This window comes from Peristeroidobacter soli, from assembly GCF_004138485.1.
In the GTDB taxonomy this organism is placed as follows: Bacteria; Pseudomonadota; Gammaproteobacteria; order Steroidobacterales; family Steroidobacteraceae; genus Steroidobacter; species Steroidobacter soli.
The window spans coordinates 1,752,980-1,778,261 of sequence record NZ_ML142848.1 but is presented as its reverse complement, the minus strand read 5'-3'; the positions used below and the strand labels follow the sequence as shown (position 1 = coordinate 1,778,261).

The window sequence follows — 25,282 nt, the reverse complement described above, 5'->3', positions numbered from 1 at the left end:
TGTACCCCGATCCCTCGTTAACGTGTTTGCATGGATTTCGCTTGCTCCATCAGACGCGTCAGCAAGTCATCGAGCGTACGCTGATCTTCCGGACTCAATGCGCCGAGCAGCTCAGCTTCGTAGCGCAGAGCCATGGGCGCGACCCGCGTGTAGACGGCCTGTCCAGCGGCGGACAGCCGCAGGATGGAGCGGCGCCGGTCGCCCTTGTCGAAGGCGCGCAGCACCCGCTTCGAATCGATCAGCCCCTGCAGCGCCCGGCTGACCGCAACTTTGTCCATGGCCGTGCGTTCAGCGACTTCGATGGCCGACAGTTCCGGCGACTGGGCCAGCACCGCCATCACCCGCCATTGCGGGATGCTCAGGCCGAATTCCCGCTCATAGGCGCTGGCGATCACCATGCTGACCGTGTTGGTCAGCACCGACAGCCGGTAGGGAATGAAACGATCGAGCTGCAACGGCGGTCCTGCCGGCGGCAGCCCTGCCGGCGGCAAGTCGGCAGCTTTTTCTTTAGTCCCGTTCATGGCTTGCGAGTAGGGCCCTTGACGACGCGTGGCGATATAGTTTCAATTGTAACCATTGGTTCCGGAACCGAGGAATGAGTATGAGCAGCGCCGCCCACGACAGTCACAACCCGCTCGGCACCGACGGCTTCGAGTTCGTCGAATACACCGCCGAGGATCCCGAGCTGTTGCGGACTTTGTTCGAGCGGCTCGGCTTTCCGGCCACTGCCCGCCATCGCAGCAAGAATGTCACGTTGCACCGGCAGGGCGACATCAATTTCATCATCAACGCCGAGCCGGACAGCTTCGGTCAGCGCTTCGCGCGCGAGCATGGCCCGTCGGCGTGTGCCATGGCGTTCCGCGTGAAGGACGCGGCGTACGCGTTCAAGCGTTGTGTCGAGCTCGGCGCCAAGCCGGTCGAGACGCGAGTCGGCCCGATGGAGCTGAACATTCCGGCCATCGAAGGCATCGGCGGCAGCCTGGTCTATCTGGTCGATCGCTACGGCGAGAACACGATTTATGACGTCGACTTCGTGCCGGTGCAAGGCGCGGCGCTGAGCCGCAAGGCGGGACTGACCTACATCGATCATCTGACGCACAACGTGGCCCGCGGCAACATGAACAAGTGGGCCGGCTTCTACGAGAAGCTGTTCAACTTCCGCGAGATCCGTTACTTCGACATCGAAGGCAAGAAGACCGGCCTGTTCAGCCGCGCCATGACCAGCCCGTGCGGCAAGATCCGCATCCCGATCAACGAATCGCAGGACGACAAGTCGCAGATCGAAGAGTACCTGCGCGAGTACAAGGGCGAGGGCATTCAGCACATCGCGCTTGGCACCGCGGACATCGTGCACACCGTCGATGTGTTGCGTGAGCAGGGCGTGGCGTTCCAAGACACGCCGGACACTTACTATGAAGGTGTCGACGCGCGCGTCGAGGGGCATCGCGAGAATCTGGACGAGCTGCGCAAGCGTCGCATTCTGATCGACGGCAATCCGGCCAAGAACGAAGGCCTGCTGTTGCAGATCTTCACCCAGAACGTGATCGGCCCGATCTTTTTCGAAATCATCCAGCGCAAGGGCAACGACGGCTTCGGCGAAGGCAATTTCAAAGCCCTGTTCGAGTCGATCGAGCTCGACCAGATGCGCCGGGGCGTGATTTAACTGCAAGCAGGTGCTTCCATGAAGCGACCCATCACCCCCTCTCACGTCGAAGGCACGGCTTCGCGGCAGGCGCATGCCGATATGCCGGCGGGCACGTTCGAGCGCGAGATCAGCAAGGAAGGCTTCTTCGGCCCGGCGGCATTCTTTCATCATCGCCATCCGCCGACCGGCTGGGTGGAGTTCGAAGGACCGCTGCGCCCGCATGCGTTCGATCTGACCAGGCTGGAGCAGGAGCAACCATCGCCGTGGCAAGCGAAGGAGATTCTGCGCAACGCGCACGTCAGTGTGCGGGTGTGGAATGCCAATGAGTCCATGGATCACCTGGCGCGCAATGCCGACGGCGACGAGTTGATCTTCGTGCATCGGGGCACGGGTGAGTTTCACTGTGACTACGGCCATCTGACGGTGGTGGCCGGCGACTACGTCGTGATCCCTCGCGGCACGATGTGGCGTATCGAGCTGAAGGAGCCGATGTTCGCGCTGTTGATCGAAGCGACGAACTCGAGCTACGCGCTGCCGGACAAGGGGTTGCTGGGCAACCATGCGATCTTCGATCCGGCGATGCTGGATGTGCCGAGGATGGATGCGGCGTTCGTGGCTCAGCAAAGCGACGATCGCAGCTGGCAGGTGCGCGTCAAGCGCAACAATGCGATTTCGAAAGTCACGTATCCATTCAACCCGCTCGATGCGACCGGTTGGCATGGCGATCTTTCGGTGGTGCGTATCAACGTCAAGGACCTCCGGCCGGTGATGAGCCATCGCTATCACTTGCCGCCGTCGGCGCACACCACGTTCGTCGGCAACCGGTTCGTGATCTGCACGTTCGTGCCGCGGCCGTTCGAAACCGATGCCGGTGCGTTGAAGGTGCCGTTCTTCCACAACAACGACGACTACGATGAGGTGTTGTTCTATCACGCGGGCGATTTCTTCTCGCGCGACAACATCAAGCCGGGAATGATGACGCTGCATCCTTGCGGCTTCACGCACGGCCCGCATCCGAAGGCGCTGAAGAACATGCTGGTGCAGTCGAAGCCGGCGACCGACGAGTACGCGGTGATGATCGATACGCGCGATGCGTTGGAGATCACCGAGTCCGCCGCGGCCGTCGAGTGGACCGGTTACGTCGATAGTTGGAAACAGAAGTAACTGGCGGCCCGCTCCAGTGCCCGCTTTGATGTCGAGCTGTATTGAACTATGAAGCTAGCTACCCTGAAGAGTTCCGGTCGCGACGGTCAGTTGGTCGTCGTCAGTCGCGATCTGAGCAAGGCGGTCGCGGTCGGCCACATCGCGCCGACGATGCAGGCCGCGCTCGATGACTGGTCGAATGTATCGCCGAAGTTGGCCGAGGTCGCGGCCGCGCTGGAGAAGGGCGATGTGAAAGACTCGTTCGCCTTCGATCCGGCGCGCGCGATGGCGCCGCTGCCTCGTGCCTATCATTGGGTGGACGGTTCCGCTTACGTCAATCACGTCGAGCTGGTGCGCAAGGCGCGCGGCGCGGAGATGCCGGCGACTTTCTGGACCGATCCGCTGGTGTATCAGGGCGGCTCGGATGATTTCCTCGGCGCTCGCGACGACGTGCCGGTGCCGAGCGAGGAGTTCGGCATCGACCTGGAAGGCGAGGTCGCCGTGATCACCGACGACGTGCCGATGGGCACGAAGCGTGAGGGCGCGTTCGATCGCATCAAGCTGGTGATGCTGGTGAACGACTGGTCGTTGCGCAATCTGATTCCGAACGAGCTGGCCAAGGGCTTCGGGTTCTATCAATCCAAGCCGGCGACGGCGTTCTCGCCGGTGGCGGTCACCCCGGATGAATTGGGCGCGGCCTGGTCGGAAGCGAAGCTTCATCTGCCGCTGGTCGTGCATGTGAACGGCAAGCCCTTCGGTCGGCCGAACTGCGGTGTCGATATGACGTTCGACTTCGCGCGCCTGATCGAGCACGTCGCCAAGACGCGCAACGCCCGCGCCGGCACGGTGCTCGGCTCGGGGACGATTTCAAATTACGACCGTTCGCTGGGATCGGCGTGCATCGCCGAGCGTCGCACGCTGGAACAGATCGAGCAGGGCAAGCCGGTGACGTCGTTCATGAAGTTCGGCGACTCGGTGCGCATCGAGATGTTCGATGGCCACGGCCGCAGCATCTTCGGCGCGATCGATCAGAAAGTCGTGCGCGCGGGCTGAGCCTCAGGCCGCTTTCTTCTTCGATGGCTTGGGGGGCGGCGGGTCGATCGTTTGTAACAAGCTGACGCCACCCAGCCCCCGCATCTGCCCGAGAATCCATAGCTGGCGCGAGCGGACGTAAACGGACGGCGCGCCAACTTTCATCCGCTTTGGGTTCGGTAGCACGGCCGCCAGCAAGGCCGCATCCGGTGCGCTGAGTCGCGCGGCCGGCTTCCTGAAAAATACCTCGGACGCGGCGCCCACGCCGAACACCCCGCTGCCGAATTCCGCGATGTTCACGTATACCTCGAGAATGCGCTTCTTCGGCCACAGCGTCTCGATCAACACCGTGAAGTAGGCTTCCAGGCCCTTGCGGATCCAGTTCTGCCCGGGCCAGAGAAACAGGTTCTTCGCGACCTGTTGCGACAGCGTGCTGGCGCCGCGCACCCGGCGGCCGCGCTCGCGATCCTCCAGGGCGTCATTGATGGAATCGAAATCGAAACCGTGGTGCTCCGGAAACTTCTGATCCTCCGAAGCAATCACCGCCACTTTGACGTGGGGCGAGATCCGCTCCCAATCCACCCACCGGTAGCGGACCGGGCCGGCTTCCCGCAGCATGAAAGCGCTGGTCGGCGGGTCCACCCATCTCAGTAAAACTACCGGGCCGACGCTCAGCAAAAGCAGCAGGACCAGCAGCCAGGCGAGGAAACGAAACATTCGGGGTAGGCGATGATTTGCGGGGGTTATAGCGGAAACCGAAGCGGACATGAGTCACGAAAGCGGCTCACGCGCCGGTCAAGTGTGATCCAGTCGCTGTTTGATTGCACATAATCGTCTACCATCCCCGCCCAAAATCTTGGGATTGGCTATCCCCACAAATGATGTCACGGAACTTACGGAGAGATGGGACATGATCAATAAGACTCGCTTGCTGGCTGGGCTGGCACTGGGCTGTGTGCTGTCGGCTCCGGCACTCGCCGAGGAATATAGCGGCTTTTACTTCAGCGTCTGGGGCGGCGGCGGCATGACCGACATGCCTTCGCGCGGCGATATCGATGCCACCTTCGATACCAACTGGGTGCAGGGCATCCTCGACAACATCGCGGACGACTACAACGACAATCCGACCAACCCCGGCACCTGGACCTTGACCGACCTCGGTCGCGATCCTTCCTCACTGGATGACACCACGAGCGTGTGGGGCGCGCTGGTCGGCTACCGCTTCAACAAGTGGGTCGGCATGGAAATCGGTTACGTGAACCTGGGCGAAGTGAAATACGACTTCGACGGCGTGCTCAACAGCAATCTGCTCACTGTGAACGAGAACATCGATTACGCCATGGGCTATCGCTTCAGCAGCGCCGGCCCGACCGCGTCGGTCGTGGCGTTCGTGCCGGTGGGCCAGCACTTCGAATTCAATGGCAAGGCCGGCATCTTCCTGGCCGATACGCGCCAGACGATCCGGATCACCGACGTCGAGTTCAAGGAAAATTTCTACCACGAGCGCATCGACGCCAGTCAGACCGAGCTGTTCGCCGGCATCGGTGCCACCTGGAATGCGACGCCGAACCTGGCGATCCGCGTGGAATATCAGAAGTTCTTCGACGTGGGCGACGACGACAAGGCTTACGAGCAGGACATCGACGTGATCAACGTCGGCGTGCTGTTCAAATAAAAAGTCGGGATCGGGCATCCCTGCCACGACCCTCCTGGCGAGGCGGCAAAAGGCGTGACTTTTGCCGCTCGCCCGCCGCTTGCAGCGGCGGGGTACATCCATGTACCCGGGCGGGTACTCGAAAGCTCGATTTTGTTAGTCAGGCCTTCGGTTCGATCCGCTTGACCGACTCGATGATGATGGGCTCCACCGGCACGTCCTGATGGCCGCCGCGGCTGCCGGTCTTCACGCCGACGATGGCGTCGACCACTTCCATGCCCGAATCGATGCGACCGAACACGGCATAGCCGTAGTTGCTGGCGCCCTTGTGGTCCAGGAAGTCGTTGTCGACCACGTTGATGAAGAACTGCGAGGTGGCGCTGTTGATGTCGTTGGTGCGGGCCATCGACAAGGTGCCGCGCTTGTTCTTCAGGCCGTTGGTGGCTTCGTTCTGGATCGGCTCATGACCTTTCTTGTTCTTCAGGTCTTCGGTCAGGCCGCCGCCCTGAACCATGAAGTTCGGGATCACGCGATGGAAAATGGTACCGTCGAAAAAGCCTTCGTCGGCATAGCGATAAAAGTTCTCCACCGTGATCGGCGCCTGCTTGTCGAACAGCTGGACGGTGAAAGTACCTTTGGTGGTCTTGAATTCGAGCATGGGCGCTTATCCTCGTTGAGGGCCGGGCCATTGGCCTTCGGTGACGCGTTCGTGGCCGGCCAGATCGGCGTGCGAGGTTACGTGAACGAAGCCTTGGCGCACAAGCCGCTGACGGACCCCCTCCGCCTGCTTCCAGCCGTGCTCCAGCACCAGCCAGCCTTCAGGTTCCAGGTGTGTCGGCGCATCGCGGATGATGCTGTCGAGCGCTTCGAATCCAGCCCGCCCCGAGATCAGCGCCATGACAGGCTCGAACTTGCGCACGTCGGGCGCGAGGTCGGGATCGTCCTGCGCGATGTAGGGGGGATTGGACGCGATCGCATGGAATTTCTGCCCGGTCACGGGCGCGAACCAGCTGCCGTGTAATAGCGAGACGTTGGTCAGCTGCAGTCGCCCGATATTGCGACTGGCCAGTTCCAGCGCATCCTTCGACGCATCGATCGCGGTGACCCGCGCCTGGCGCAGCTCATGCGCGAGCGCGACCGCAATGGCGCCACTTCCGGTGCCCAGGTCGGCAACTCGGACCGGGTCTTCCTTCTTTATGTGAGCCAGCATGCGCTCGACTACCAACTCGGTCTCCGGGCGCGGAATCAGCACCGCCGAGCTCACCTCGAGCAGCAGCGACCAGAACTCCTGCTGCTGGCGGATGTATGCAACCGGCTCGCCCAGCGAACGACGCTTGACCAGTTGCTGAAACGACCAGCCGGCATTGGCCGGCAGCTCGCGCTCCGGGTTGGCGCGGAAATTGGTCCGTGACAGCCCGGTTACGTACTCCAGCAGCAACTCGGCGTCGAGGCGCGCGGAGGGCGAGGACCGCGACAACAGCATCGTTGCGGTATGCAGAGCATCGGATACGGTTTGCGAGGATTTGACGGCGGGCATGAATGACGTTGGACTAACACACTTGGCTACTGACTTGGATTGCTGACGGAGTCTTCCATGCACGTTTATCAGAACGCGATCGAGATGATTGGCCGCACTCCCATGTTGCAGCTGCATCGACTCGATACGGGGCCCTGCGAGCTGTTCCTGAAGCTCGAGTACATGAATCCTGGCGGCTCCATCAAGGATCGCATCGGTCTGTCCATGATCGAGGAAGCCGAACGCCGAGGCGATCTGAAGCCCGGCGGCGTCATCGTCGAAGCCACCGCCGGTAACACCGGCCTGGGCCTCGCGCTGGTCGCCGCGCAAAAGGGCTACCGGCTCATTTTGGTGTTACCGGACAAAATGAGCCAGGAAAAAATCTTCAACCTGCGCGCGCTCGGCGCCGAAGTGGTGTTGACGCGCTCGGATGTGGGCAAGGGCCATCCCGAGTACTACCAGGACCTGGGCGCGGCCATCGCCAAGCGCAACAACGCGTACTTCATCAACCAGTTCGCCAATCCCGACAATCCCAAGGCGCACGAGCGCACCACCGCGCCGGAAATCTGGGAACAGATGGGGCAGAAGCTGGATGCGGTGGTGATCGGCGTGGGTTCGAGCGGCACGATTGCGGGCCTCGCGGCGTTCTTCAAGAAACATGCGCCGCATGTGGAGCTGGTGCTGGCCGATCCGGTCGGCTCCATCCTCGCGGAGTTCATCACCACCGGCAAGATGACTCAGAAGACCGGCTGGCTGGTGGAAGGCATCGGCGAGGATTTCATTCCCGAGATCGCCGACTTCTCCATGACCAAGCGTGCGTACAGCATCTCGGACGCCGAGTCGTTCTCGGTGGCGCGAGAGTTGTTACAGAAAGAGGGCGTGCTCGCGGGTTCGTCCACCGGCACGTTGCTCGCTTCAGCGTTGCGTTATTGCCGCGAGCAGAAGACACCGAAGCGCGTCGTGACGTTGGCGTGCGACACGGGCGCGCGGTATTTGTCGAAGCTGTACAACGATTTCTGGATGGAGGATCAAGGCTTCATCCAGCGTGAGACGTACGGCGACCTGCGCGACTTGATCGGCCGTCCGCACGGCGAGCGCGCCACGATCACGGTCGGGCCGAACGACGTGCTCACCACGGCACACAATCGTCTACGCAACGCAGGTTTTTCGCAGTTGCCGGTGATGGATGGGGAGAAGCTCATCGGTATCGTTACCGAAGACGACATCCTCAGGTTTGCGTTCGGTCATCCGGAACGGTTCAACGAGCCGGTGAACAAGGCCATGACCAGCACGTTCCTGCGCGTCGACAAAGGCCAGACGCTGAACAATCTGGTGGCCATGCTCGAGGTGCTGTCATCGGCGGCGGTGATGGATGGCGACAAATTCCTCGGCCTCGTGACACGTTCCGACGTGCTCAACTATCTGCGCCGCCAGGTCAAATAATCCGCTCCCGAGGACACCATGACTGACTCCCGTTCGTTGCGTTTCGGCACTCGCTGCATCCACGCCGGTCAGGCGCCCGACCCGAGCACGGGCGCGGTGATGCCGCCGATCTACGCCACCTCGACTTATGCTCAAAGCAGTCCCGGCGTGCACAAGGGGTACGACTACTCGCGCACGTCCAATCCCACTCGCAGTGCCTGGGAAAAATGCATCGCCGATCTCGAAGGTGGCGTGCGCGGGTTCGCGTTCGCCTCCGGCATGGCGACGACCGGCACGCTGCTGGAGCTGCTCGACTCCGGCAGTCACATCGTCGCGATGGACGATCTGTATGGCGGCACGTTCCGTTTGTTCGAACGTGTGCGTAAACGCTCGGCCGGCCTCGACATCACGTTCGCGGATCTGACCAGCCAGAAGGCGCTGGAAGCGGCCGTGCGTCCGACGACCAGGATGATCTGGATCGAAACGCCGACCAATCCGACCCTGCGCCTGGTCGATATCGCGCAGGTCGCCGAGTTCGCGCGCAAGCGGAACATTCTGACCGTCGTCGACAACACCTTCGCGAGCCCCTGGGTGCAGCGGCCGATCGAGCTGGGCGCCGACATCACCATGCATTCGGCGACCAAATATCTGAACGGCCACTCCGACATGATCGGCGGCGTCGCGGTCACTGGCAACAACGAGCTCGCGGAGAAGATCGGGTTCCTGCAGAACGCCGTCGGTGCGGTCAGCGGGCCGTTCGACAGTTTCCTCGCGTTGCGAGGGTTGAAAACATTGGCGCTGCGCATGCGCCAGTCGAGCGAGAGCGCGTTACGAATCGCCGGCTGGCTGGAGAAACATTCGCACGTCGCGAAGGTGTTGTATCCGGGGCTGGCCAGCCATCCTCAGCATGAGCTGGCCAAACGTCAGATGCAGAATGGTTTCAGCGGCATCGTCACGTTCTTCGTCAAGGGCGGGCTGGGCGAGGCCAAACATTTCCTGGAGCGCTGCCGGGTCTTCACGATCGCGGAAAGTCTGGGCGGCGTGGAAAGCCTGGTCGATCATCCCGGCCTGATGACCCATGCCTCGATTCCAGTCGAGAAGCGTCGCGAGCTCGGCATCGACGACTCGTTGATCCGGCTGTCGGTGGGGATCGAAGATGTCGAAGATCTGCTCGCGGATCTGGAGCAGGCGCTCGCCAGTTAAGAGCCTTCCGTGTCCTGGCCGCCCTCGACGGGCGGCGGGGGCGAGGAGGAATTGATTCGTCCCGCCTTGCGAAGCGCATCGCGCAGGACGTACTCGATCTGCGCGTTCACGCTGCGCAGCTCATCCGCCGCCCAGCGTTGCACGGCGTCGAGTACGTCGCTGCTGATGCGCAGCGGATAAGCTTTTTTCTCGGCCAACGGATTGGCTCAGCCGTTATACAACGTGCCGGCGTTGACCACGGGCTGCGTGCCGCGCTCACCGCATAACACCACCAGCAGGTTCGACACCATGGCCGCCTTGCGCTCTTCGTCGAGGTGGACCACATCTTTCCTCGCCAGCTGTTCGAGCGCCATGTGCACCATGGTCACCGCGCCTTCGACGATGCGCGTCCGAGCGGCGATGATCGCGGCGGCCTGCTGACGCTGAAGCATGGCCTGCGCGATTTCGGGTGCGTAGGCGAGATGGCTGACGCGAGCCTCGATTACCGTCAGTCCCGCTTGCGCCAGCCGATCCTGGATTTCGTTGCGCAGATGTTCGTTGATTTCGGTGGCGTGCGAACGAAGCGCGACCTTGTGCTCCTCGTGCAGATCGTAGGGATACGAGGTCGCCATCTGGCGCAGCGCCGCCTCGCTCTGCACCTGCACGAAGTTTTCGTAATCGTCGACGTTGAACACGGCCTCGGCGGCATCGTGCACCTGCCAGACCACTACCGCGGCGATCTCGATCGGCGAGCCTTCCAGATCGTTGACCTTCAACTTGCTGGACTCGAAATTGCGCACGCGCAGAGTCACGGTCTTCTTGGAATAGAACGGATTGGCCCAGCGCAGGCCGCTGGCACGCTCCGAGCCGACGTACTTGCCAAAGAACTGCATCACCGCCGCCTGATTGGGCTGGACGATGAAGAACCCCATCCCGCAAAAGGCCACCAGAGCCCCACCCACCATCGGCGGCACGGGCGAGACGAAGGCGCTCACCGAGTGCCACAGCCACCAGCCGCAGACCGCCAATAACACCAAGAGGATCAACACCATGGGCACGCCGGGCAGGGTCAATACTTGTCGCTCTTTCATGGCCTTCTCCTGATTTTTCAGAGAGACCCTACCATGGGTAGATATCAAACTGATATCACTGTGCCAGAATGGCCCGGCCGATGAGGCTAAGCCCCTGGTTTTGCGAAAGGGATATTTGCCATTGGCCCGGGGCGCCGCGATGATCTGCGCCGCCGATGCGCCTCAGCGGGCGCCGTATCTCGCGATCCATCGAGACCAACACCAGGGAGATTTGTGCAATGGCCATTCAGCCCACCCAGCCGCAGGGCATCGGCGGCGTTCTGGACACGGCGTTCCAGTTGTACAAAGAGTCGCTCGGCGCGGTGTGGCCCATCTCGCTGCTGATCGCGGTCATGAGCCTGCTGCCGGGGCTGTATTTTCTGTTCGTCGGCATGTCGACCCTGGACCCGCAGGCGATCGCCGCGGGCGATTTTTCTTTCTTCCGCACCATGGTCGTGATGGTGGTGATCTCCGTCGTGCCCTCGATGTGGGGGGCGAGCGCGATGTTGTTGAAGCAGCGCTCGATCGGCAGCGATGAGCCGATGAGCACCGGCGAGGCGTTTCGCGTGGCGTTGCTTCGCCTGCTGCCGCTGATCGGCGCGACCATCGTGTACGGTATCGCGATCACCGTAGGCTCCATTCTGCTGATCGTGCCCGGCCTGATCCTGATGCTGAGCTTGATCATGTACATGGCGCTGGTGGTGTTCGAAACCAAAGGCCCCATCGAGGCGGTGATCGGCAGTCACAAACTGGTGTGGGGCAACTGGTGGCGCACCTGTGCCGTCTTCACGGTGACCGCGATCCTGCTGGTCGTGCTCTTCATCGCGGTGGGCTTCGTCGTCGCGATCATCACGCCGTTCGCCGGCATGGCCGCGGACTCGCTGGTGGCCGGGATGGTCGTGCAGCTGGTGTTGAATGCAGTCGTCAACGTGCTGATTTCTCCATTCACCAGCGCGGTGATGATCGCGCTCTACTGGGATCTGAAGTTGCGCAAAGAAGGCGGCGATCTCGCCGCGCGCGTGAATGCATTGAGCGCTGCCTGATTCGTGCGCCTGGCGTTTCTCGTCCTGTGGTTGCTTGCCGTGCCGGCGGCCTTCGCGCAAAGCGAGGGTCCGGCTCGGCAAGTGCTCGAGGAATGCGTTCGTTCGCTCGAACCTGACGTCATCGGTCTGGAGGACATCGAGGAGACCTGCCCCGACCTCCGGGTGGCGCTCGAAGAACTCGGGCTCACGGATCTGGTGTCCGAGAATCAGCTCAGTGTGTTGAATCGCGATGGCCTGGATAGCTTGCGCGCGCTCGTCAGTCGCTATGAGAACGAGCCCGAGCGCGAAGCCATCGGCACCGAGAGTCTCGATCCGCTGCTCGAATCGTTGCGTCAGCCGCCGGTGGCGGAGCAGTCGCTGTCCTGGTACGAGCGGCTCAAGCGATGGCTGCACCAGCTCTTCGAAAAGAAACAGATCCAACCCGACGCCAATACCGAGTCCTGGCTGAGTCGCTGGCTGGACGAGCATCCGTTGCCGGAAGTGGTGATATGGATCGTGGTCTACGGCTCGATCACTCTGGTGGTATTGCTCACGCTGGGGATTGTCATCAATGAGGTGCGTCTGGCGGTCCGCGGCCGCAGGGGCGCAGCGGAAGCGGCTGCGGCCGATCTTCCGGGCGCGGCGGGCGCCGCCAGATTGGATCTGGCGCTCAGTGGCGAGCGACCGTCCGCGTTGCTGAGAATGTTGATTGCAACGCTGGTCAAGACCGGACGTTTGAATGGCGCGCAGAGTCTGACTCATCGCGAGTTGACGAAACGCGCGCGCTTCGACGATTCCACGCAGCGTGAGTCTTTCCAAAAGATCGCGCAGCTCGCCGAGCGCGAAGTCTTTGGCGGCCGGGAGGTCGCGAGCGATGACCTGGATGAAGCGCTGCGCGTCGGCCACAGCCTGGACGCGCAATTGAAGGCGGCGGCGACATGAGAGATCGCTTGCTCACATTGGCGCTCGCCATCGGCGCGTTCGTCGCGTTCTATGTGGTGATGGCGCCGAAGCCGTCCGGTCCGCAGGAGCAACAGGCAACGCGTCCGATCAGCATCGAAGCTGGCCCGAACGGCTATCTCGGTCTCACGCGCTGGCTGGAGTCGGAACGTGTGCCGGTGCTGTCGCTGCGCGACCGCTTCACCAAGCTGAGCGATCTCGCCGGGCTGGAATCGCACACCGGCAATCTACTGATCACCGCCATGCCGCATCTGTATCCGCTGCGCGATTCCGAAATGCCGCCGTTGCGTCGCTGGGTGCAGCGGGGCAATACGCTGCTGATCGTCGCCGGTCTGTCCGATACACCGGACTGGTCTATGGATCCTCGCGGCGACAGTCAGTTTCTGTTGAATCTGCAGTCGATCACTCGCCTGTACTTCGGACAGAAGCACGAGGGTGATGAGGCCAGCGACGAAGAAAGCGAAGATGACGAGGAAAGCGAGGAGAAGCAGCCGACGCCGATGCAAATGATCGCCGCGCAAACCAAACTTGCCGAGCCGCTGCCTCTGCAGATGCTTCCCGCGGGCACGCATCCGCTGCTCGAAGGGGTGAACAAGGTGAGCGCGCTGTCCGATTTTCCCACCGCGAAATGGGAAGGTTGGGCGAAAGGCACCAGTGTGCTGGAGCTGGCGCACGATCCGGAGTCGGGCGTGCCGGTGCTGTGGCTGCTGTCCGAGGGCAGGGGGCAGATCATCGTCAGTGCCTATGGCAGCATTCTCGGCAACAGATTGCTGGGCGAGAGCGACAACGCGCATCTGGTTGCAAACATCGTGCGGTGGTCGTTGCGTGGCGCTGGCAAAGTCATCCTCGACGATGCCCATCAAGGCCTGGTGGCTTTCTACGATCCCGATGCTTTCTTCGGCGACTCGCGGCTGCATGCGACCTTGTGGTGGCTGCTGGGCCTGTGGTTGCTGTTCGTGCTCGGTTCGCAGCGCCTGCGTCCGTCGCAGTCCAGCTGGAATCCGGTGGATATCACGGGATTCGTGCGCGCCACGGGCGGATTCATGGCGCGCGTGATGCGGCCCGCCACCGTCGCTCAGCAAATGATCTCGAATTTCTTCAACGATGCGCGTAAACGCCACGGTCTGCCCGCGGGCACGGCGCCGATGTGGGACTGGCTGGGTGCGCAGACGATGGTGTCGGAGCGGGACGTCGAACGTCTGCAAGCTCTGCACGCCAAGGTCGAGCAAGGCAAGCGCGTCAATCTGTCTCAGTTGCATAACCTGCTGATACGATTGCGGACAGCTCTAGAATAGGGAACAGAATGAACGCCCTCGTGGATTTCGAACAACGTTTGCAACAGGAATTGGGCGCGGTGGTGCTCGGCTTGCAGCCGGTCATTCAGGCGCTGGCGATTGCTGTCGTCGCTCGCGGCCACGTGCTGTTGCAGGGCGCGCCCGGTCTGGGTAAGACATTGCTTAGCAAATCGCTGGCCGGCTCGTTGCGTGGCGTGTTCAAGCGAGTGCAAGGCACATCCGATCTGATGCCCGCCGATATCACCGGTGTGCACGCGTTCGACGCCGAGCAGCGGCAGTTCGTGTTCCGTCCCGGCCCGGTGTTCGCCGATGTGCTGCTGGTCGATGAGATCAATCGCGCCGGCCCGAAGACTCAGTCGGCGCTGCTCGAAGCGATGGAGGAGCGGCAGGTGACCGTGGATCGCCAGAATTATCCGCTGCCGGACAATTTCCTGGTCGTTGCGACTCAGAATCCGCGCGAGTTCGAAGGCACGTTTCCGCTGCCCGAATCGCAGCTCGATCGTTTCATGCTACGGGTCGATCTCACTTATCCATCTCGCGAAGACGAGTTGGCGATCATCGCTCGCTACGGCAGCACGGACGCGCATGCTCGCGTCGAGGCGCAACAGTTGCCGCCGATCGATCTGACCGCGGTTCGTCAGGCCGTCGAGCAAGTCCACGTTGCGCCGGAGTTGTCGGGTTACGTGATCGATCTGGCGTCGGCTTCGCGTTCGCATGCTCATGTCAGTCTTGGTCTGTCCACTCGCGGTGTATTGGCACTGGTGCGTGCGGCGCGAATCGCTGCGGGCATGCGTGGTGCGGAGTTCGTGACGCCGGATGATGTGAAACAAGTCGCGCCGCTCGTTATTCCCCATCGCCTGATGCTGGCGCCCGAAGCGCTGCTCGAAGGCGTGACCGAGCAGACCATCACGCAGCAGTTGCTGGATCGCACGCCGGTCCCTCGCTGAGTCATGCATCTTCGTCTCAATGGCCTCGTGTTCGCGGTGCTCACCGCGCTCGTGGCCATTCTTGGCATGTGGAGCGGTGCGGCGGATCTGCAGCGGCTGTGGCTGCTGCCGCTCGCGCTGTTGCTGCTCGGGCTGGCCTACGAAGGTTTGATGGTCACGCGTGCGCGAACCAACGTGACGGTCGACGCGCCGGTCCAGGGAATATTGGGTCGCTCGATGCCGCTGCAGCTGTTGTTTCGTCACGCACTCGGACGCGCGCTGGAAGTCCAGGTCGCGCCGGCTGCGCCCGAAGCAGTCGAGATCAACAACGAGATTCAAATGCTGTCCGTGCCCTCCGGCGAGGCGGCAGCAATAGAGTTGCGCGCAACGCCTCGACGTCTCGGCCAAAACGTGTGGCCGGGGATGCAAGCTCGCATCGGCGGTCCGCTGGGACTGGCGTGGTGGTCGCGTCGGCTCGAGCCGGAATATTCGTTCAAAGTGATGCCGGAGCTGTTGCGTGATTCGGCCGGACGCATCAGTGCCCTCGGCGGCGGCATGCGGGCTCACTTCAATCAAGGCGCGGGCGCGGAGATTCTGCAGCTTCGCGAGTATCGCGTCGGCGATCCGCAGAACGCCATCGACTGGAAGGCGACGGCGCGACGAGGCCGGTTGATCAGTCGCGACTACACCGAAGATCAGCACCTCGATATCGTCATCGCCATCGACGCGGGACGGACCAGCGCATTGCGCGCCGGGGACCTGGATCGTCTCGGTCATTACATCAATCTCGCTGCCCGCTTCGCCGAGCATGCGGTCGCGCAGGACGACAGGGTCGGCGTCATGTTGTTCGCCGATCAACCGCTCGCCACGCTCGCGCCGGGCCGTGGCATCGGCAGCGTATTGCGCATTCGTCAGATGCTGGCGGCGGCGACGCCGAAGCTGGCCGAGTCGAATCCGTTGAACGCGGCGCTGCGCATCCGCACGCTCGTGCGCCATCGCAGTCTGATCGTGATGTTGACCGATGTGGACGATGCCACCGTGGCCGGCCAGCTCGCATCGGCGGCGCGCCTGTTGTTACCGAAACATTTGCCGCTGATCGCCGGTATCTCCAGCCCCGAAGCGGAGGCGATGCGCGATGCGCCGGCGCGTTCCTGGCTCGATCCTTATGAGGCGCTGGCCGCTCAGGAATATCTATCGCGACTGGAGCGCAACGTTCGAGCGCTGCGCGCGCTGGGAGCGCCGGCCCTGGTCACGCGTCCCGAACACATGGAACGCGCCGTGTTCGACGCGTACCTCGAGTTCAGGCATCGACGTCGGGTCTGACGCGCTTGCGGCCGAACAAGTGACCGGTCATCGCCGCGACCATCACGACGCCGTAGCCGAAGCCGACGATGACGCGGCTGATCATGGGGAACTGCGGATCGGGCGACAGATAGCCCTCGATGAATCCGCAGCCCACCAATAGCAGCGCGCACAGCACCAGCAATCGCGAGACTTTGGTGGCCGCGTGCTGAAACGATTCGCGACGCGTCGGATGCGTCGGACGGATCAAGGATTCACCGAGCATCGTGCCGGCCGCGCCGGCAACGCAGATCACCGACAGTTCGACCACGCCATGCGCGGTGACGAACTTCAACAGCTCGCCGGCCAGGCCATGCTGATGAGTGAAGGCGAACATGGCGCCGAGCATCAGCCCGTTGGTGGCGATCAGATAAAACGTGCCGAGCCCGAAGAAGATGCCGACGCAGAACGCCATCAGCGTCACGGCGATGTTGTTGGACAGGATGCCGATCGACAGCACGGAAGAGGGCGTGACATTGAGAATGCCCTCGGTCCACAGCTTGCCGCGCTCCACGTTGTTGATGGTCTCTTCGTCGGCGAGCAGCGAGATCAACTCCGGATGCGCGGAGACCAGCCACCAGCCCGCGCCGGCGCTGAGCGCGAACAGCAGCGTCACCCAGAGAATCGCGCCGCGCAGCTCGTGTACGACTTCGGGAATCTCGTCCCGGAACAAGCTGAGCAGGCGGGCCCGCCAGTCGTGCGGCTTGCGATAGATGATGGAGTGAAGTTTGGCGTAGCTGTGTTCCAGCGCCTTGGTCACGCGGCTCGCTGGCAGGATGCGACGGGCGATCGACAGATCCCGGCCGAGCGCGCGATACAACTCGATGGCCTGCTGCGCTTCGGCGGCGGAGTGATTGCGACTCTTTTCGAGCGCTTCGAGCTGGGGCGCGAGTTGCCGCCAGGTCTCGACGCGCGACGCGAGCCACGCCTGCATGCCGGCCTCGGCACTCATGAGGTCGGGTTCACCAGCGCTTCCAGTCGAGCCCTCAGCTCATTGGCATCGAGCTGGCCGACCTGCTCGGGCGACAGCGATTTATCGGTGCGAGCAACCAGCGAGCGCGCCAGCTCGCGGCGCGTCGGGTATTCGAGCTCCCACCAGCGTTCCAGCAGTTCGTGAATCAAGTCCGCGGCGCGGGGATCGAGCGAGCTGTTCGCCGGCGCGAGCCGAGCCAACGAAACATCGTGTTCCTTGCCGTCGAGGATCAGCAGCGTGCCGGCGGCGATGTCGCCGATGCGCACGTGCTGCGCGGTGAACATGGTTGCGATCAGCCCGACCAGATACGCGAAGGGCAACGCATCGATCAGACGAAACAGATTCCGGATCATCAAAGCGCCGGCGTTGGGAATGTCGCCGGTGCGCGTGACGATGCGCACGCCGGCCATGCGCTTGCCCGGCGTGCTGCCGCGCATGAGCACTTCGAGGACCGGGTGATAAAAGAAATAAATGACGGCGGTCGGCATGACCACCCAGAGATAGTAGCTGGAGGGCGCGGCGTCATCGTTGAACAGCGATGTGAACCCGCCGAAGGACAGCGCGGTGCCTACCGCCCACCAGGAGAACGCGAGCATCGCGCGGATGTGCCAGTCGATCACGAAGGCATAGCTGCGGCTGCCGACGCCGGCGATGCGCAGCTCGATATCGACGCCGGTAATGCTCTGCAGGGTGACCTGAGGCGCGGCCATGGCTGTTCCTTGTTCCCGTTACTCCACGATACGCGCCAGCTGCTCGGCCTGATATTCCTGCTGCAAGGGCTGGATCAATCCGCCCAGATCGCCGTTGATGACGTCGGCGAGCTTGTACAGCGTCAGGTTGATGCGATGGTCGGTCACGCGGCCCTGGGGAAAGTTATAAGTCCGGATCCGTTCGGAACGATCGCCCGAGCCCACCTGCAACTTGCGTGAGCTGGCCTCCGCCTGATCGCGCTTCTCCTGCTCGGCGGCCTTGAGCTTGGCCTTGAGCAAGGACAGCGCGCGCGAGCGGTTCTTGTGCTGCGAGCGTTCATCCTGACATTCCACCACGATGCCGGAGGGCAGGTGCGTGACGCGAATCGCGGAGTCGGTCTTGTTGACGTGCTGACCGCCGGCGCCCGAGGCGCGGAAGGTGTCGATGCGCAGCTCCGCCGGGTTGAGCTCGATGGGCTCGATATCATCCAGCTCCGGCAGGATGGCGACCGTAACCGCCGATGTATGAATGCGTCCCTGAGCTTCGGTGGCCGGCACGCGCTGCACGCGATGGGTGCCGGACTCGAATTTCAAATGTGAGAATGCGCCGCGGCCGACCACGCGACTGATGACTTCCTTGTAGCCGCCGTGCTCGCCGGCACTCTCCGACAGCACTTCGACATTCCAGCCGTGCTGGCTGGCGTAGCGCGAATACATACGAAACAAGTCGCCGGCGAAGATCGCGGCCTCGTCGCCGCCGGTGCCGGCGCGCACTTCGAGATAGATGTTGCTTTCGTCGCGCTCGTCCTTGGGAATGAGCTCCCTGGCGAGCGCTTCCTCCTCGAGCTCGATGCGCGCATTGAGGCTGGCCAGCTCTTCCTGGCCGAGCTCGCGCATCTCGGGGTCATTGCCTTCGGCCATCTCGCGCGCCGAGGCACGCTCGGCAAGCGTGCCGAGATAGGCCTTGTAACGCGCGACCACCGGGTCGAGCTTGGAATATTCCACCGACAGATCGCGAAACTTGTTGGTATCGCCGATCACGCCCGGGTCGGCCAGCAGGCCGCTGACTTCCTCGTGGCGCTCGGCCAGTCTTTCCAGCTTGATGCGTATCGAATCTTTCATCACGTTTGATCGGGAGAGTCGGCGGCAAACAGAATGCGCGCGGCCTCCAGCAACTCCACTTCGCCTCGTTCGGCGGCTTCTCGCAGCCGCTGGCTCGGGCCATGCAACAGGCGATTGGTGAGCGTCGAGGCCAGGAAATCCACCACTTCCTTGGGATCGCGCCCGGCCGCCAGCATACGCCGCGCCTGTTCGGCGGTCTGCGAGCGCATCGCTTCGGCATCGTCGCGCAGTTGCCGGATGGTCGGCACCGCACTCAACGTCTTGAGCTGCTGCTCGAACATCGAGACTTCGGTTGCCAGCATTTCACTCGCATCGCGCGCCGCTTCCCGGCGCGACGCCAGGTTTTCGTTCACCACGTTCTGCAGATCGTCGATGGTGAACAGATACACGTCCTCGATCTTCGACACCTCGGCTTCGATGTCGCGCGGCACGGCGATGTCGACCATGAAGATCGGCTTGCGCTTGCGCGCTTTGACCGCCGCTTGCACCGCTTGATACGTGATCACGGGCGTCGGGCTGGCGGTCGAGGTGATCACGATGTCCGCTTCGGGCAGGTGGCTCGCGATGTCGTCGATGCCGATCGCGAAGCCTTTGAACTCGGCGGCCAGTTCCTGGGCGCGGCCGACACTGCGATTGGCAACGATCATCCGGCCCAGGCCGTTCGCGTGCAGGTGACGCGCGGCCAGCGCGATCGTCTCGCCGGCTCCGACCAGCAAGGCGGTGTGGCCGGAGAATTTTTCGAACACGGTGCGCGCGAGCGAGACCGCGGCATACGCGACCGAGACCGCATTGGCGCCGATACGAGTCTGCGTGCGCACCCGCTTGGCGACCGAGAACGCCGTCTGCATCACCCGGTTCAAATAGGGACCGGTGACTTTCTGGTCAAGCGCGGCCCGATAGGCGTCCTTGAGCTGACCCAGAATCTGCGGCTCGCCGATCACCAGGGAATCCAGGCCGCAGGCGACCGCGAACAAGTGCTGGACTGCCGCCGTGCCGTGCTTGCGATACAGGGTCTGATTGATGTCCAGACGATGCGTGGCCAGGTCGTGCCAGTGCGCGAGCCAGTTGGAGAGGGGCAGCGATGGATCCGACACGTGTGCTGGCCCGTTAGGCCCAGGGTCGGTGGATTCCCCGCCGGTCGCGCCGTCCGCGAAACAATAGAGTTCGGTACGGTTACAGGTGGACACGATCAACGCTTCGCGCACGCCCGGCTGGCCCGCCAGTTCCCGCAAGGCCTCGGGCAGCTCCTCGCCCGCAAAGACCATCTTCTCGCGGATTTCGACGGGCGCGGTGCGGTGATTGATTCCTATGACGACGAGTGGCATGCCGGGGCGCAGTCGCGACGGGTGCGGATTGTCGGGGAAGGGCCCACTAATGACAAGCGAGGCGGTAAGCCCGAACCCGAGTTTTGAACCAGCTGATATAGTCATCCGACAATGAGCCCACTTCCTCGTCCATTAGGCTTGGCCCCGCGTCTCGCGGCGTTAATGGTCACTGCCGTGCTGGCAGCCTGCACCACCCCCGCCACCCAGCGCGAGGCGGCTGCCGAGAATTTGCCGGCGGATCCCAATGCACTGGTATTGGGCGCCGAAATGGCCTTGCAACGGGGGCAATACCTGGAAGCCTCCAAGGCGTATCTCCGCGCCGCCCAGGCTTCCAATGACGAGGAGCTGGCTGAACAGGCCACGCGCGTCGCCCATGAGCATCGCCAATGGACCGTGGTACAGGCTTCCGCCGAGCGCTGGCTGGAGCTGAACCACACCAACGAGGAGGCCCGGCGCTTCGCCGCGTTCGCCGCCCTACATCTATATAGGATCAACACGGCCGCCGAGCACCTGGGCATCCTGCTCGACACCGCGTTCATCAATCCGCAGGCCGGTTTCCTGGCGCTGCTGCCTCAACTGGCGGACGAGGGCACGCCGAGCGGCGCCACCGCCGTGCTTCGCCAGCTGGTCGTGAAGTATCCCGATGTGACAGAAGCGCATTACGCGCTGGCGCAGGCGGCGTCCCAGTCGGACAACCTGGCGCTGGCCATGGAACACGCGCGCAAGGCCCGCGAGTTGGGGCCGTACTGGTCGCCGGCCGGTCTGTTGCTGGCCCGGCTGCAAATGTTGACTGGCGATGCCGATGGCGCGCTCGCCACCGCCAAGCAGGTCATCGATCAGGACAATCAGGACTCGAACCGGCTCGAATATGCGCTGATGCTGATGCAGGCGGGCAAGGAAGAGCAGGGGCGCAAGGAATTGAGCGCGCTCGCCAACAGCGAATCCACCGGCACCGTCGTGGAACGCGCACTCGCCGATATCGACTTCCAGCTCGGCAACCGCGACTCGGCCGCGCAACGTTTCAGCAATCTGGTGTCGAGCGGCCGGTTCGTTTACGAGTCGCTGTTCTATCTCGGCGCCATCGCCGAAGGGCGCGAAGCCTGGGATGACGCCGCTCAGATCTACGCACGCGTCACCGGCGGTGAATTCGCGATGGCCGCGCAGACGCGTCTGGCCCGTCTCAAGGTGAAGCAGGAAGGCCTGGATGCCGGCTTGAAGCACCTCGAAGAGTTCGGCGCCACGCGCCCGCAGTACCGGATCGAGACGATTACCGCTCGTGCTTCTCTGTTGAGTGCCAACGGCGATAGCGCTGGCGCACTCGCCTTGCTGGATACGGCGCTGAAGGCTTATCCCGATGCGGTGGAGCTGCGCTTCGCGCGCATCTTCCAGCTCGAATCGGCGGACAAGGTGGATGAAGCGATCGCGGATCTGCGCCACCTCGTGGCCGACCGCCCGAACGATCCGTCCGCGACCAATGCGCTCGGCTACACGCTGGTCGATCGCACGCGTCATCACAAGGAAGGCCTGGATCTGATCGAACAGGCGCTCACCGAGACGCCGGACAGCGGCGCGGTCCTCGACAGCATGGGCTGGGCCCTGCACCGGGTCGGCCGCTCCCAGGACGCGCTCGGTTACCTCGAACACGCCAAGCGCCGGATCAACGACCCCGAAGTGGATCTGCACCTCGGCGAAGTGTTGCTCGCCCTGGATCGCAAGGACGATGCCCGCGATGTGTGGAAGCGCGCCAGCGAGCGTTACCCGGAAAATAACGAGATCAAACAGCGGCTGCAGAAGCTGAATTGAGCGTGGCGACGATGCCGCGGCTCTTTTCTTTCGCCGCCGCTTCGCGGCGGCAACCCGCTGAGGCCAGCGTTATTCGCCTTCGCCACTTTTCCTGGCCAGCGTTGGCCGCCATTTTTTTACTCGCTGCTGGTTGTGCCACCACGCCCACAGGGCCCGCTCCGGGCACGGCGATTCCCGCTGACCTGAAAGACTTGGATCGTTGGCAAGCACGAGGAAGGCTCGGCGTCTCCGGTCCGGACAACGGCGGCTCGGGCAGCTTCGAATGGAGCCAGCGCGGCGATGTTTCCAACGTCGACATCCGGGGCCCGATCGGCATCGGCGGCGTGCATCTGGAAATGCGCGGCGCCGGTGGCAATCCCAATCTGGTTCTGCAAACCAGCGACGGACTCAAATTGGAATCCGACGCCGCCTGGGACGAGCTCCAGAACCGCCTCGGCACCTCCGTCCCCGCCGGCAACCTGCGTTACTGGATGCTCGGCATCGCCGCGCCCGGCGAGCATCAATGGCACGAAGAAAACCAGAACGGCGTGACCACGCTCGAACAGGCCGGCTGGCGCATCGACTATCAGCGTTTTTCCACCGAACCCGGCGCCCGGGTCCCCATGCGTATCACCGCCACCAGCGGCGATGCGCGCGTGCGCATCGTCGTAGATCGCTGGCAATTGGGACGATGACAAGCGGCGTATGCCGCGGCCATGACGGCCTCGCGCCGACGCGTCCCTGCGAGCACAACGCGTGCTGTAACATGGCGGCCGCGCTAGTGCCGAAGATCTCACCCGGCCGGATAAAGACAAAGACATGACTACGGCTCGCGATGAATTCTTGGGGCTGCCGGAGCCCTGGCCGGCACCGGCCAAACTCAACCTGTGCCTGCACATCGTCGGCCAGCGCGACGACGGCTATCACTTGTTACAAAGCGCCATGCAACTCATCGATCTGTGCGACGAGCTGCAGTTCTATCGGCGCCCGGCGGGCGTCATCGAACGCGTCGGCGATAACGCGGACATCCCCGCCGAAGAAGACCTTGTCGTGCGCGCGGCCCGTCTGCTGGCAACCAGATACGAAGTCTTCGACGGCGTGGGCATCGAAATCAAAAAACGCATTCCCGTCCAGGGCGGCCTGGGCGGCGGCAGCTCGGATGCGGCTACCGTGCTGGTCGCGCTCAACGACCTGTGGCGCCTGGATTTGAAGATCGAACAGCTGGCGGCGCTGGGCCTGGAGCTGGGCGCCGACGTGCCCATTTTCGTGCGCGGCCATTCGGCCTGGGCCGAGGGTGTCGGCGAACGACTCACGCCCTGCGACTTCCCGGAGCAGGTATTTCTGGTGCTCAAACCCCAGACGGGAGTGAGCACGGCGGCGGTCTTTCAGGACCCTGAATTGACACGTAATTCCCCCGTCACGACAATACGCGCCTTCTTTGCGGGCGGTGGTCACAACGACTGTGCCCCGGTGGTCCGCAAGCGCAGTGGTGAGATCGCCGAAGCGCTTGATTGGCTTGATGATTTTGGGGAGGCAAGGCTGACCGGGACGGGCGCCTGCGTGTTCGTCGCGATGCCTGACGAGGCGACGGCGCGGAGCGTATTGGCGCGCGTACCTGCGCGCTGGACCGGTTATGTTGTCCGTGGCCTGAACCGTTCGCCGCTGCTGGACCGGCTGGCGCACGAATCGGCCTGAATCCCGCCGACTCGAGATCGAGTCAGGTTTACAGCTGTTGGGGTGTCGCCAAGTGGTAAGGCAGCGGGTTTTGATCCCGCCATCCGGAGGTTCGAATCCTTCCACCCCAGCCAACCTTCCCGAAGTCGACTTCCCCTAATCGAACCAACACTTGGGATTCGTATCCTCGCGTCGTCGATCGCGAAGGACAGCTCCTCCGGCCCCTTTATCGTTATCGGTACTGGCTGAATCACTGCCAGATCTTGGGATGTCGATGCGGTTTCGTTCGTAGAAGGGCGGTCGGTCGAACGGTTGCGGAGTTCACCTTGCAGGCTGGAGCTATGGCCGTCATTTCGCAGTTCTGCCGCAAGCGGCGCTCAATCCGTCTACCACGGAAACTCCTCGCGAATCGCGGTAACGACATCCTGAGCGATCTCTTCGCGCTGGAGGATCGGATATTCGGCGCGCAATTTCCCGCTGACCGTTCCCCGAGATTCTCGAATGGATCGGATGATGCGCTCGAGTGTGCCGTCCGGCCCCTCGATGATTGTCTTCAGGCGCGCACGTGCCCGTCCGTGCTGCTGCAGATACAAGGCTTCGGCGTACATTTCACGTTCGATCGTTTCTTCGAGCGAGCTCGAAATAAACGTAACCTGCCGTGTGAGATCGGGATAACGCCAGGCATGGTTGCGTAACGCTCAAGCCATAGCGGTCGACGAGCCATCCGTATCCGATCGAATTGGACGCCATGGGAATCCCCTGGAGGGCGACAAGTTCGATTATTATGGCCTAAAAATAATTATAACGGCCCGGTTCTCATCAAAATCAATTACGGATTTGAAGAAACGCTTGCGAAAGACCCGAGTAGTTGCGCAGTGTCGTCACGATACTGTGCCCATGCTGCCTGGCCACCCACAGAAGATTCTTGCCGAGCATGAGGTGCCAGCTCACGGACGTGTGGCGTGCCACGTCGGGCCGGCGATGACGCAGCTTCAGCGAGCGCAGGCTCTTGCGCGACCGGATGGCGGGACAGAGCAGATCGCGAATGGGCTCACCGCAATCCTGGAAGAAGACATGGTCGTGGGCGATCTGCCTAGCGGCTCGCAGGCGAAGCTGTCTTGTCAAAACAGCAAGCGCTCGGGGGGCAGAGTTCGACGCGTCGATCTTCGCCGGTCTTGGTCTGGCATCGATCGATGCCATGGACTCGAGCCTGGTTGACGCTGATAACACCGTTGACGAGGTCGACATCGGAGAGCACGAGGGCAATTTCCTCCGAGTGCCGCAGTCCCGTGAAGAACCGAAACTCATCGTAGTTTCCCTGCGCCTCGCCCCAGACGTGCTTCGCATTGGACGAGGTGCTCGTCGAAGGTTGGTTTCCGAGGGCGGCCGTTTGATCGACGGTAGCGGATGCCGTCCAGAACAAAATCGAATTGGATTCTGCCGCGAGGCGCCGCAACGACTCCGCCAGTGAACCACTTGCTACGCATGCCAACCTGCTGACCGGCGGCA

General features: G+C 62.8%; 26 protein-coding genes and 1 tRNA gene. 15 read left to right on the top strand and 12 right to left on the bottom strand.

Annotated features, from left to right (window positions below; genetic code table 11):
• Positions 1–17 precede the first annotated feature (17 nt).
• Positions 18–521: a MarR family winged helix-turn-helix transcriptional regulator gene (locus EKO19_RS07455; RefSeq protein ID WP_129775701.1), complete on the bottom strand. Its 504-nt coding sequence runs from the start codon at positions 519–521 to the stop codon at positions 18–20.
• Positions 522–601: 80 nt separating this feature from the next.
• Here EKO19_RS07455 and hppD point away from each other — a divergent pair, with 80 nt between their 5' ends.
• The 3 genes from hppD to EKO19_RS07440 are packed head-to-tail and all read left to right on the top strand — an operon-like array spanning position 602 to position 3,841.
• On the top strand, positions 602–1,663 hold the full coding sequence (gene hppD / locus EKO19_RS07450; RefSeq protein ID WP_129775700.1) for a 4-hydroxyphenylpyruvate dioxygenase: 1,062 nt from the start codon (positions 602–604) through the stop codon (positions 1,661–1,663).
• Positions 1,664–1,681: 18 nt separating this feature from the next.
• A complete protein-coding gene (locus EKO19_RS07445) occupies positions 1,682–2,809 on the top strand; it encodes a homogentisate 1,2-dioxygenase (RefSeq protein WP_129775699.1) in 1,128 nt (375 codons plus the stop codon).
• A gap of 48 nt (positions 2,810–2,857) precedes the next feature.
• Entirely contained in the window at positions 2,858–3,841 is a 984-nt protein-coding gene (locus tag EKO19_RS07440) for a fumarylacetoacetate hydrolase family protein (RefSeq protein ID WP_129775698.1), read from the top strand.
• Between the two features lie 3 nt (positions 3,842–3,844).
• Here the strand turns inward: EKO19_RS07440 and mtgA are convergent, their stop codons facing one another.
• Positions 3,845–4,537 (bottom strand): monofunctional biosynthetic peptidoglycan transglycosylase, encoded by a 693-nt coding sequence (mtgA, locus tag EKO19_RS07435; RefSeq protein WP_129775697.1) that lies wholly within the window; start codon positions 4,535–4,537, stop codon positions 3,845–3,847.
• 193 nt (positions 4,538–4,730) lie between these two features.
• On the opposite strand from mtgA, the gene EKO19_RS07430 reads away from it, so the two are divergent.
• Positions 4,731–5,495 (top strand): outer membrane beta-barrel protein, encoded by a 765-nt coding sequence (locus EKO19_RS07430; protein WP_129775696.1) that lies wholly within the window; start codon positions 4,731–4,733, stop codon positions 5,493–5,495.
• Positions 5,496–5,634: 139 nt separating this feature from the next.
• On the opposite strand, the gene EKO19_RS07425 is transcribed toward EKO19_RS07430, so the two are convergent.
• Positions 5,635–6,132 (bottom strand): peptidylprolyl isomerase, encoded by a 498-nt coding sequence (locus EKO19_RS07425; protein WP_129775695.1) that lies wholly within the window; start codon positions 6,130–6,132, stop codon positions 5,635–5,637.
• A 6-nt stretch (positions 6,133–6,138) separates the two neighbouring features.
• Positions 6,139–7,011 (bottom strand): peptide chain release factor N(5)-glutamine methyltransferase, encoded by an 873-nt coding sequence (gene prmC, locus EKO19_RS07420; RefSeq protein ID WP_129775694.1) that lies wholly within the window; start codon positions 7,009–7,011, stop codon positions 6,139–6,141.
• A gap of 57 nt (positions 7,012–7,068) precedes the next feature.
• On the opposite strand from prmC, the gene EKO19_RS07415 reads away from it, so the two are divergent.
• Together EKO19_RS07415 and EKO19_RS07410 are read left to right on the top strand one after the other, a co-directional pair.
• Positions 7,069–8,433, top strand: a complete 1,365-nt coding sequence (locus EKO19_RS07415; protein WP_129775693.1) for a pyridoxal-phosphate dependent enzyme — start codon at positions 7,069–7,071, stop codon at positions 8,431–8,433.
• An 18-nt stretch (positions 8,434–8,451) separates the two neighbouring features.
• On the top strand, positions 8,452–9,615 hold the full coding sequence (locus EKO19_RS07410; RefSeq protein WP_129775692.1) for a trans-sulfuration enzyme family protein: 1,164 nt from the start codon (positions 8,452–8,454) through the stop codon (positions 9,613–9,615).
• On the opposite strand, the gene EKO19_RS07405 is transcribed toward EKO19_RS07410, so the two are convergent.
• On the bottom strand, positions 9,612–9,812 hold the full coding sequence (locus EKO19_RS07405; protein WP_129775691.1) for a type II toxin-antitoxin system antitoxin: 201 nt from the start codon (positions 9,810–9,812) through the stop codon (positions 9,612–9,614). The genes EKO19_RS07410 and EKO19_RS07405 overlap by 4 nt on opposite strands.
• Before the next feature lie 9 nt (positions 9,813–9,821).
• On the bottom strand, positions 9,822–10,685 hold the full coding sequence (locus EKO19_RS07400) for an SPFH domain-containing protein (protein WP_129775690.1): 864 nt from the start codon (positions 10,683–10,685) through the stop codon (positions 9,822–9,824).
• A 218-nt stretch (positions 10,686–10,903) separates the two neighbouring features.
• Here EKO19_RS07400 and EKO19_RS07395 point away from each other — a divergent pair, with 218 nt between their 5' ends.
• The 5 genes from EKO19_RS07395 to EKO19_RS07375 are packed head-to-tail and all read left to right on the top strand — an operon-like array spanning position 10,904 to position 16,190.
• Positions 10,904–11,707 (top strand): hypothetical protein, encoded by an 804-nt coding sequence (locus tag EKO19_RS07395; RefSeq protein WP_129775689.1) that lies wholly within the window; start codon positions 10,904–10,906, stop codon positions 11,705–11,707.
• A 3-nt stretch (positions 11,708–11,710) separates the two neighbouring features.
• Entirely contained in the window at positions 11,711–12,628 is a 918-nt protein-coding gene (locus tag EKO19_RS07390) for a DUF4129 domain-containing protein (protein WP_129775688.1), read from the top strand.
• A complete protein-coding gene (locus EKO19_RS07385) occupies positions 12,625–13,941 on the top strand; it encodes a DUF4350 domain-containing protein (protein ID WP_129775687.1) in 1,317 nt (438 codons plus the stop codon). The genes EKO19_RS07390 and EKO19_RS07385 overlap by 4 nt, the downstream gene beginning before the upstream one ends.
• An 8-nt stretch (positions 13,942–13,949) precedes the next feature.
• On the top strand, positions 13,950–14,888 hold the full coding sequence (locus EKO19_RS07380; protein ID WP_129775686.1) for an AAA family ATPase: 939 nt from the start codon (positions 13,950–13,952) through the stop codon (positions 14,886–14,888).
• 3 nt (positions 14,889–14,891) lie between these two features.
• Positions 14,892–16,190 carry a DUF58 domain-containing protein gene (locus tag EKO19_RS07375; protein ID WP_129775685.1) on the top strand — a complete coding sequence of 433 codons (1,299 nt, stop codon included), beginning with the start codon at positions 14,892–14,894 and terminating at the stop codon, positions 16,188–16,190.
• Here EKO19_RS07375 and EKO19_RS07370 read toward each other — a convergent pair.
• The 4 genes from EKO19_RS07370 to hemA are packed head-to-tail and all read right to left on the bottom strand — an operon-like array spanning position 16,168 to position 20,317.
• Positions 16,168–17,160, bottom strand: a complete 993-nt coding sequence (locus EKO19_RS07370) for a stage II sporulation protein M (RefSeq protein WP_129775684.1) — start codon at positions 17,158–17,160, stop codon at positions 16,168–16,170. The genes EKO19_RS07375 and EKO19_RS07370 overlap by 23 nt on opposite strands.
• Positions 17,157–17,891 (bottom strand): RDD family protein, encoded by a 735-nt coding sequence (locus EKO19_RS07365; RefSeq protein ID WP_129775683.1) that lies wholly within the window; start codon positions 17,889–17,891, stop codon positions 17,157–17,159. Before EKO19_RS07365 ends, EKO19_RS07370 begins: the two co-directional genes overlap by 4 nt.
• Positions 17,892–17,909: 18 nt before the next feature.
• A complete protein-coding gene (prfA, locus tag EKO19_RS07360) occupies positions 17,910–18,992 on the bottom strand; it encodes a peptide chain release factor 1 (protein ID WP_129775682.1) in 1,083 nt (360 codons plus the stop codon).
• Complete coding sequence (hemA, locus tag EKO19_RS07355; RefSeq protein ID WP_129775681.1) at positions 18,992–20,317, bottom strand: glutamyl-tRNA reductase; 1,326 nt, start codon at positions 20,315–20,317, stop codon at positions 18,992–18,994. The genes prfA and hemA overlap by 1 nt, the downstream gene beginning before the upstream one ends.
• 162 nt (positions 20,318–20,479) lie before the next feature.
• On the opposite strand from hemA, the gene EKO19_RS07350 reads away from it, so the two are divergent.
• The 4 genes from EKO19_RS07350 to EKO19_RS07335 all read left to right on the top strand — a co-directional run bounded on the left by EKO19_RS07350 (position 20,480) and on the right by EKO19_RS07335 (position 23,907).
• On the top strand, positions 20,480–22,120 hold the full coding sequence (locus EKO19_RS07350; RefSeq protein WP_175596978.1) for a tetratricopeptide repeat protein: 1,641 nt from the start codon (positions 20,480–20,482) through the stop codon (positions 22,118–22,120).
• A gap of 2 nt (positions 22,121–22,122) precedes the next feature.
• Entirely contained in the window at positions 22,123–22,794 is a 672-nt protein-coding gene (gene lolB, locus EKO19_RS07345) for a lipoprotein insertase outer membrane protein LolB (protein ID WP_246038858.1), read from the top strand.
• A gap of 124 nt (positions 22,795–22,918) precedes the next feature.
• Positions 22,919–23,794 (top strand): 4-(cytidine 5'-diphospho)-2-C-methyl-D-erythritol kinase, encoded by an 876-nt coding sequence (gene ispE, locus EKO19_RS07340; RefSeq protein ID WP_129775678.1) that lies wholly within the window; start codon positions 22,919–22,921, stop codon positions 23,792–23,794.
• Positions 23,795–23,832: 38 nt separating this feature from the next.
• Positions 23,833–23,907 (top strand) — tRNA-Gln (locus EKO19_RS07335).
• A 252-nt stretch (positions 23,908–24,159) separates the two neighbouring features.
• Here EKO19_RS07335 and EKO19_RS07330 read toward each other — a convergent pair.
• Positions 24,160–24,381 (bottom strand): hypothetical protein, encoded by a 222-nt coding sequence (locus EKO19_RS07330; protein WP_129775677.1) that lies wholly within the window; start codon positions 24,379–24,381, stop codon positions 24,160–24,162.
• Between the two features lie 217 nt (positions 24,382–24,598).
• Positions 24,599–24,973, bottom strand: coding sequence for a site-specific integrase (locus EKO19_RS07325; RefSeq protein WP_129775676.1), 375 nt, complete (start codon positions 24,971–24,973; stop codon positions 24,599–24,601).
• Between the last annotated feature and the right edge of the window lie 309 nt (positions 24,974–25,282).

What these genes read in the sequence shown, in the direction of transcription:
- EKO19_RS07455 (WP_129775701.1), bottom strand. Translation starts at nt 521, where the DNA reads ATGAACGGGACTAAAGAAAAAGCTGCCGACTTGCCGCCGGCAGGGCTG.
- hppD (WP_129775700.1), top strand. Translation starts at nt 602, where the DNA reads ATGAGCAGCGCCGCCCACGACAGTCACAACCCGCTCGGCACCGACGGC.
- EKO19_RS07445 (WP_129775699.1), top strand. Translation starts at nt 1,682, where the DNA reads ATGAAGCGACCCATCACCCCCTCTCACGTCGAAGGCACGGCTTCGCGG.
- EKO19_RS07440 (WP_129775698.1), top strand. Translation starts at nt 2,858, where the DNA reads ATGAAGCTAGCTACCCTGAAGAGTTCCGGTCGCGACGGTCAGTTGGTC.
- mtgA (WP_129775697.1), bottom strand. Translation starts at nt 4,537, where the DNA reads ATGTTTCGTTTCCTCGCCTGGCTGCTGGTCCTGCTGCTTTTGCTGAGC.
- EKO19_RS07430 (WP_129775696.1), top strand. Translation starts at nt 4,731, where the DNA reads ATGATCAATAAGACTCGCTTGCTGGCTGGGCTGGCACTGGGCTGTGTG.
- EKO19_RS07425 (WP_129775695.1), bottom strand. Translation starts at nt 6,132, where the DNA reads ATGCTCGAATTCAAGACCACCAAAGGTACTTTCACCGTCCAGCTGTTC.
- prmC (WP_129775694.1), bottom strand. Translation starts at nt 7,011, where the DNA reads ATGCCCGCCGTCAAATCCTCGCAAACCGTATCCGATGCTCTGCATACC.
- EKO19_RS07415 (WP_129775693.1), top strand. Translation starts at nt 7,069, where the DNA reads ATGCACGTTTATCAGAACGCGATCGAGATGATTGGCCGCACTCCCATG.
- EKO19_RS07410 (WP_129775692.1), top strand. Translation starts at nt 8,452, where the DNA reads ATGACTGACTCCCGTTCGTTGCGTTTCGGCACTCGCTGCATCCACGCC.
- EKO19_RS07400 (WP_129775690.1), bottom strand. Translation starts at nt 10,685, where the DNA reads ATGAAAGAGCGACAAGTATTGACCCTGCCCGGCGTGCCCATGGTGTTG.
- EKO19_RS07395 (WP_129775689.1), top strand. Translation starts at nt 10,904, where the DNA reads ATGGCCATTCAGCCCACCCAGCCGCAGGGCATCGGCGGCGTTCTGGAC.
- EKO19_RS07385 (WP_129775687.1), top strand. Translation starts at nt 12,625, where the DNA reads ATGAGAGATCGCTTGCTCACATTGGCGCTCGCCATCGGCGCGTTCGTC.
- EKO19_RS07380 (WP_129775686.1), top strand. Translation starts at nt 13,950, where the DNA reads ATGAACGCCCTCGTGGATTTCGAACAACGTTTGCAACAGGAATTGGGC.
- EKO19_RS07375 (WP_129775685.1), top strand. Translation starts at nt 14,892, where the DNA reads ATGCATCTTCGTCTCAATGGCCTCGTGTTCGCGGTGCTCACCGCGCTC.
- EKO19_RS07370 (WP_129775684.1), bottom strand. Translation starts at nt 17,160, where the DNA reads ATGAGTGCCGAGGCCGGCATGCAGGCGTGGCTCGCGTCGCGCGTCGAG.
- EKO19_RS07365 (WP_129775683.1), bottom strand. Translation starts at nt 17,891, where the DNA reads ATGGCCGCGCCTCAGGTCACCCTGCAGAGCATTACCGGCGTCGATATC.
- prfA (WP_129775682.1), bottom strand. Translation starts at nt 18,992, where the DNA reads ATGAAAGATTCGATACGCATCAAGCTGGAAAGACTGGCCGAGCGCCAC.
- hemA (WP_129775681.1), bottom strand. Translation starts at nt 20,317, where the DNA reads ATGCCACTCGTCGTCATAGGAATCAATCACCGCACCGCGCCCGTCGAA.
- EKO19_RS07350 (WP_175596978.1), top strand. Translation starts at nt 20,480, where the DNA reads ATGGTCACTGCCGTGCTGGCAGCCTGCACCACCCCCGCCACCCAGCGC.
- ispE (WP_129775678.1), top strand. Translation starts at nt 22,919, where the DNA reads ATGACTACGGCTCGCGATGAATTCTTGGGGCTGCCGGAGCCCTGGCCG.
- EKO19_RS07330 (WP_129775677.1), bottom strand. Translation starts at nt 24,381, where the DNA reads ATGTACGCCGAAGCCTTGTATCTGCAGCAGCACGGACGGGCACGTGCG.
- EKO19_RS07325 (WP_129775676.1), bottom strand. Translation starts at nt 24,973, where the DNA reads ATGGCATCGATCGATGCCAGACCAAGACCGGCGAAGATCGACGCGTCG.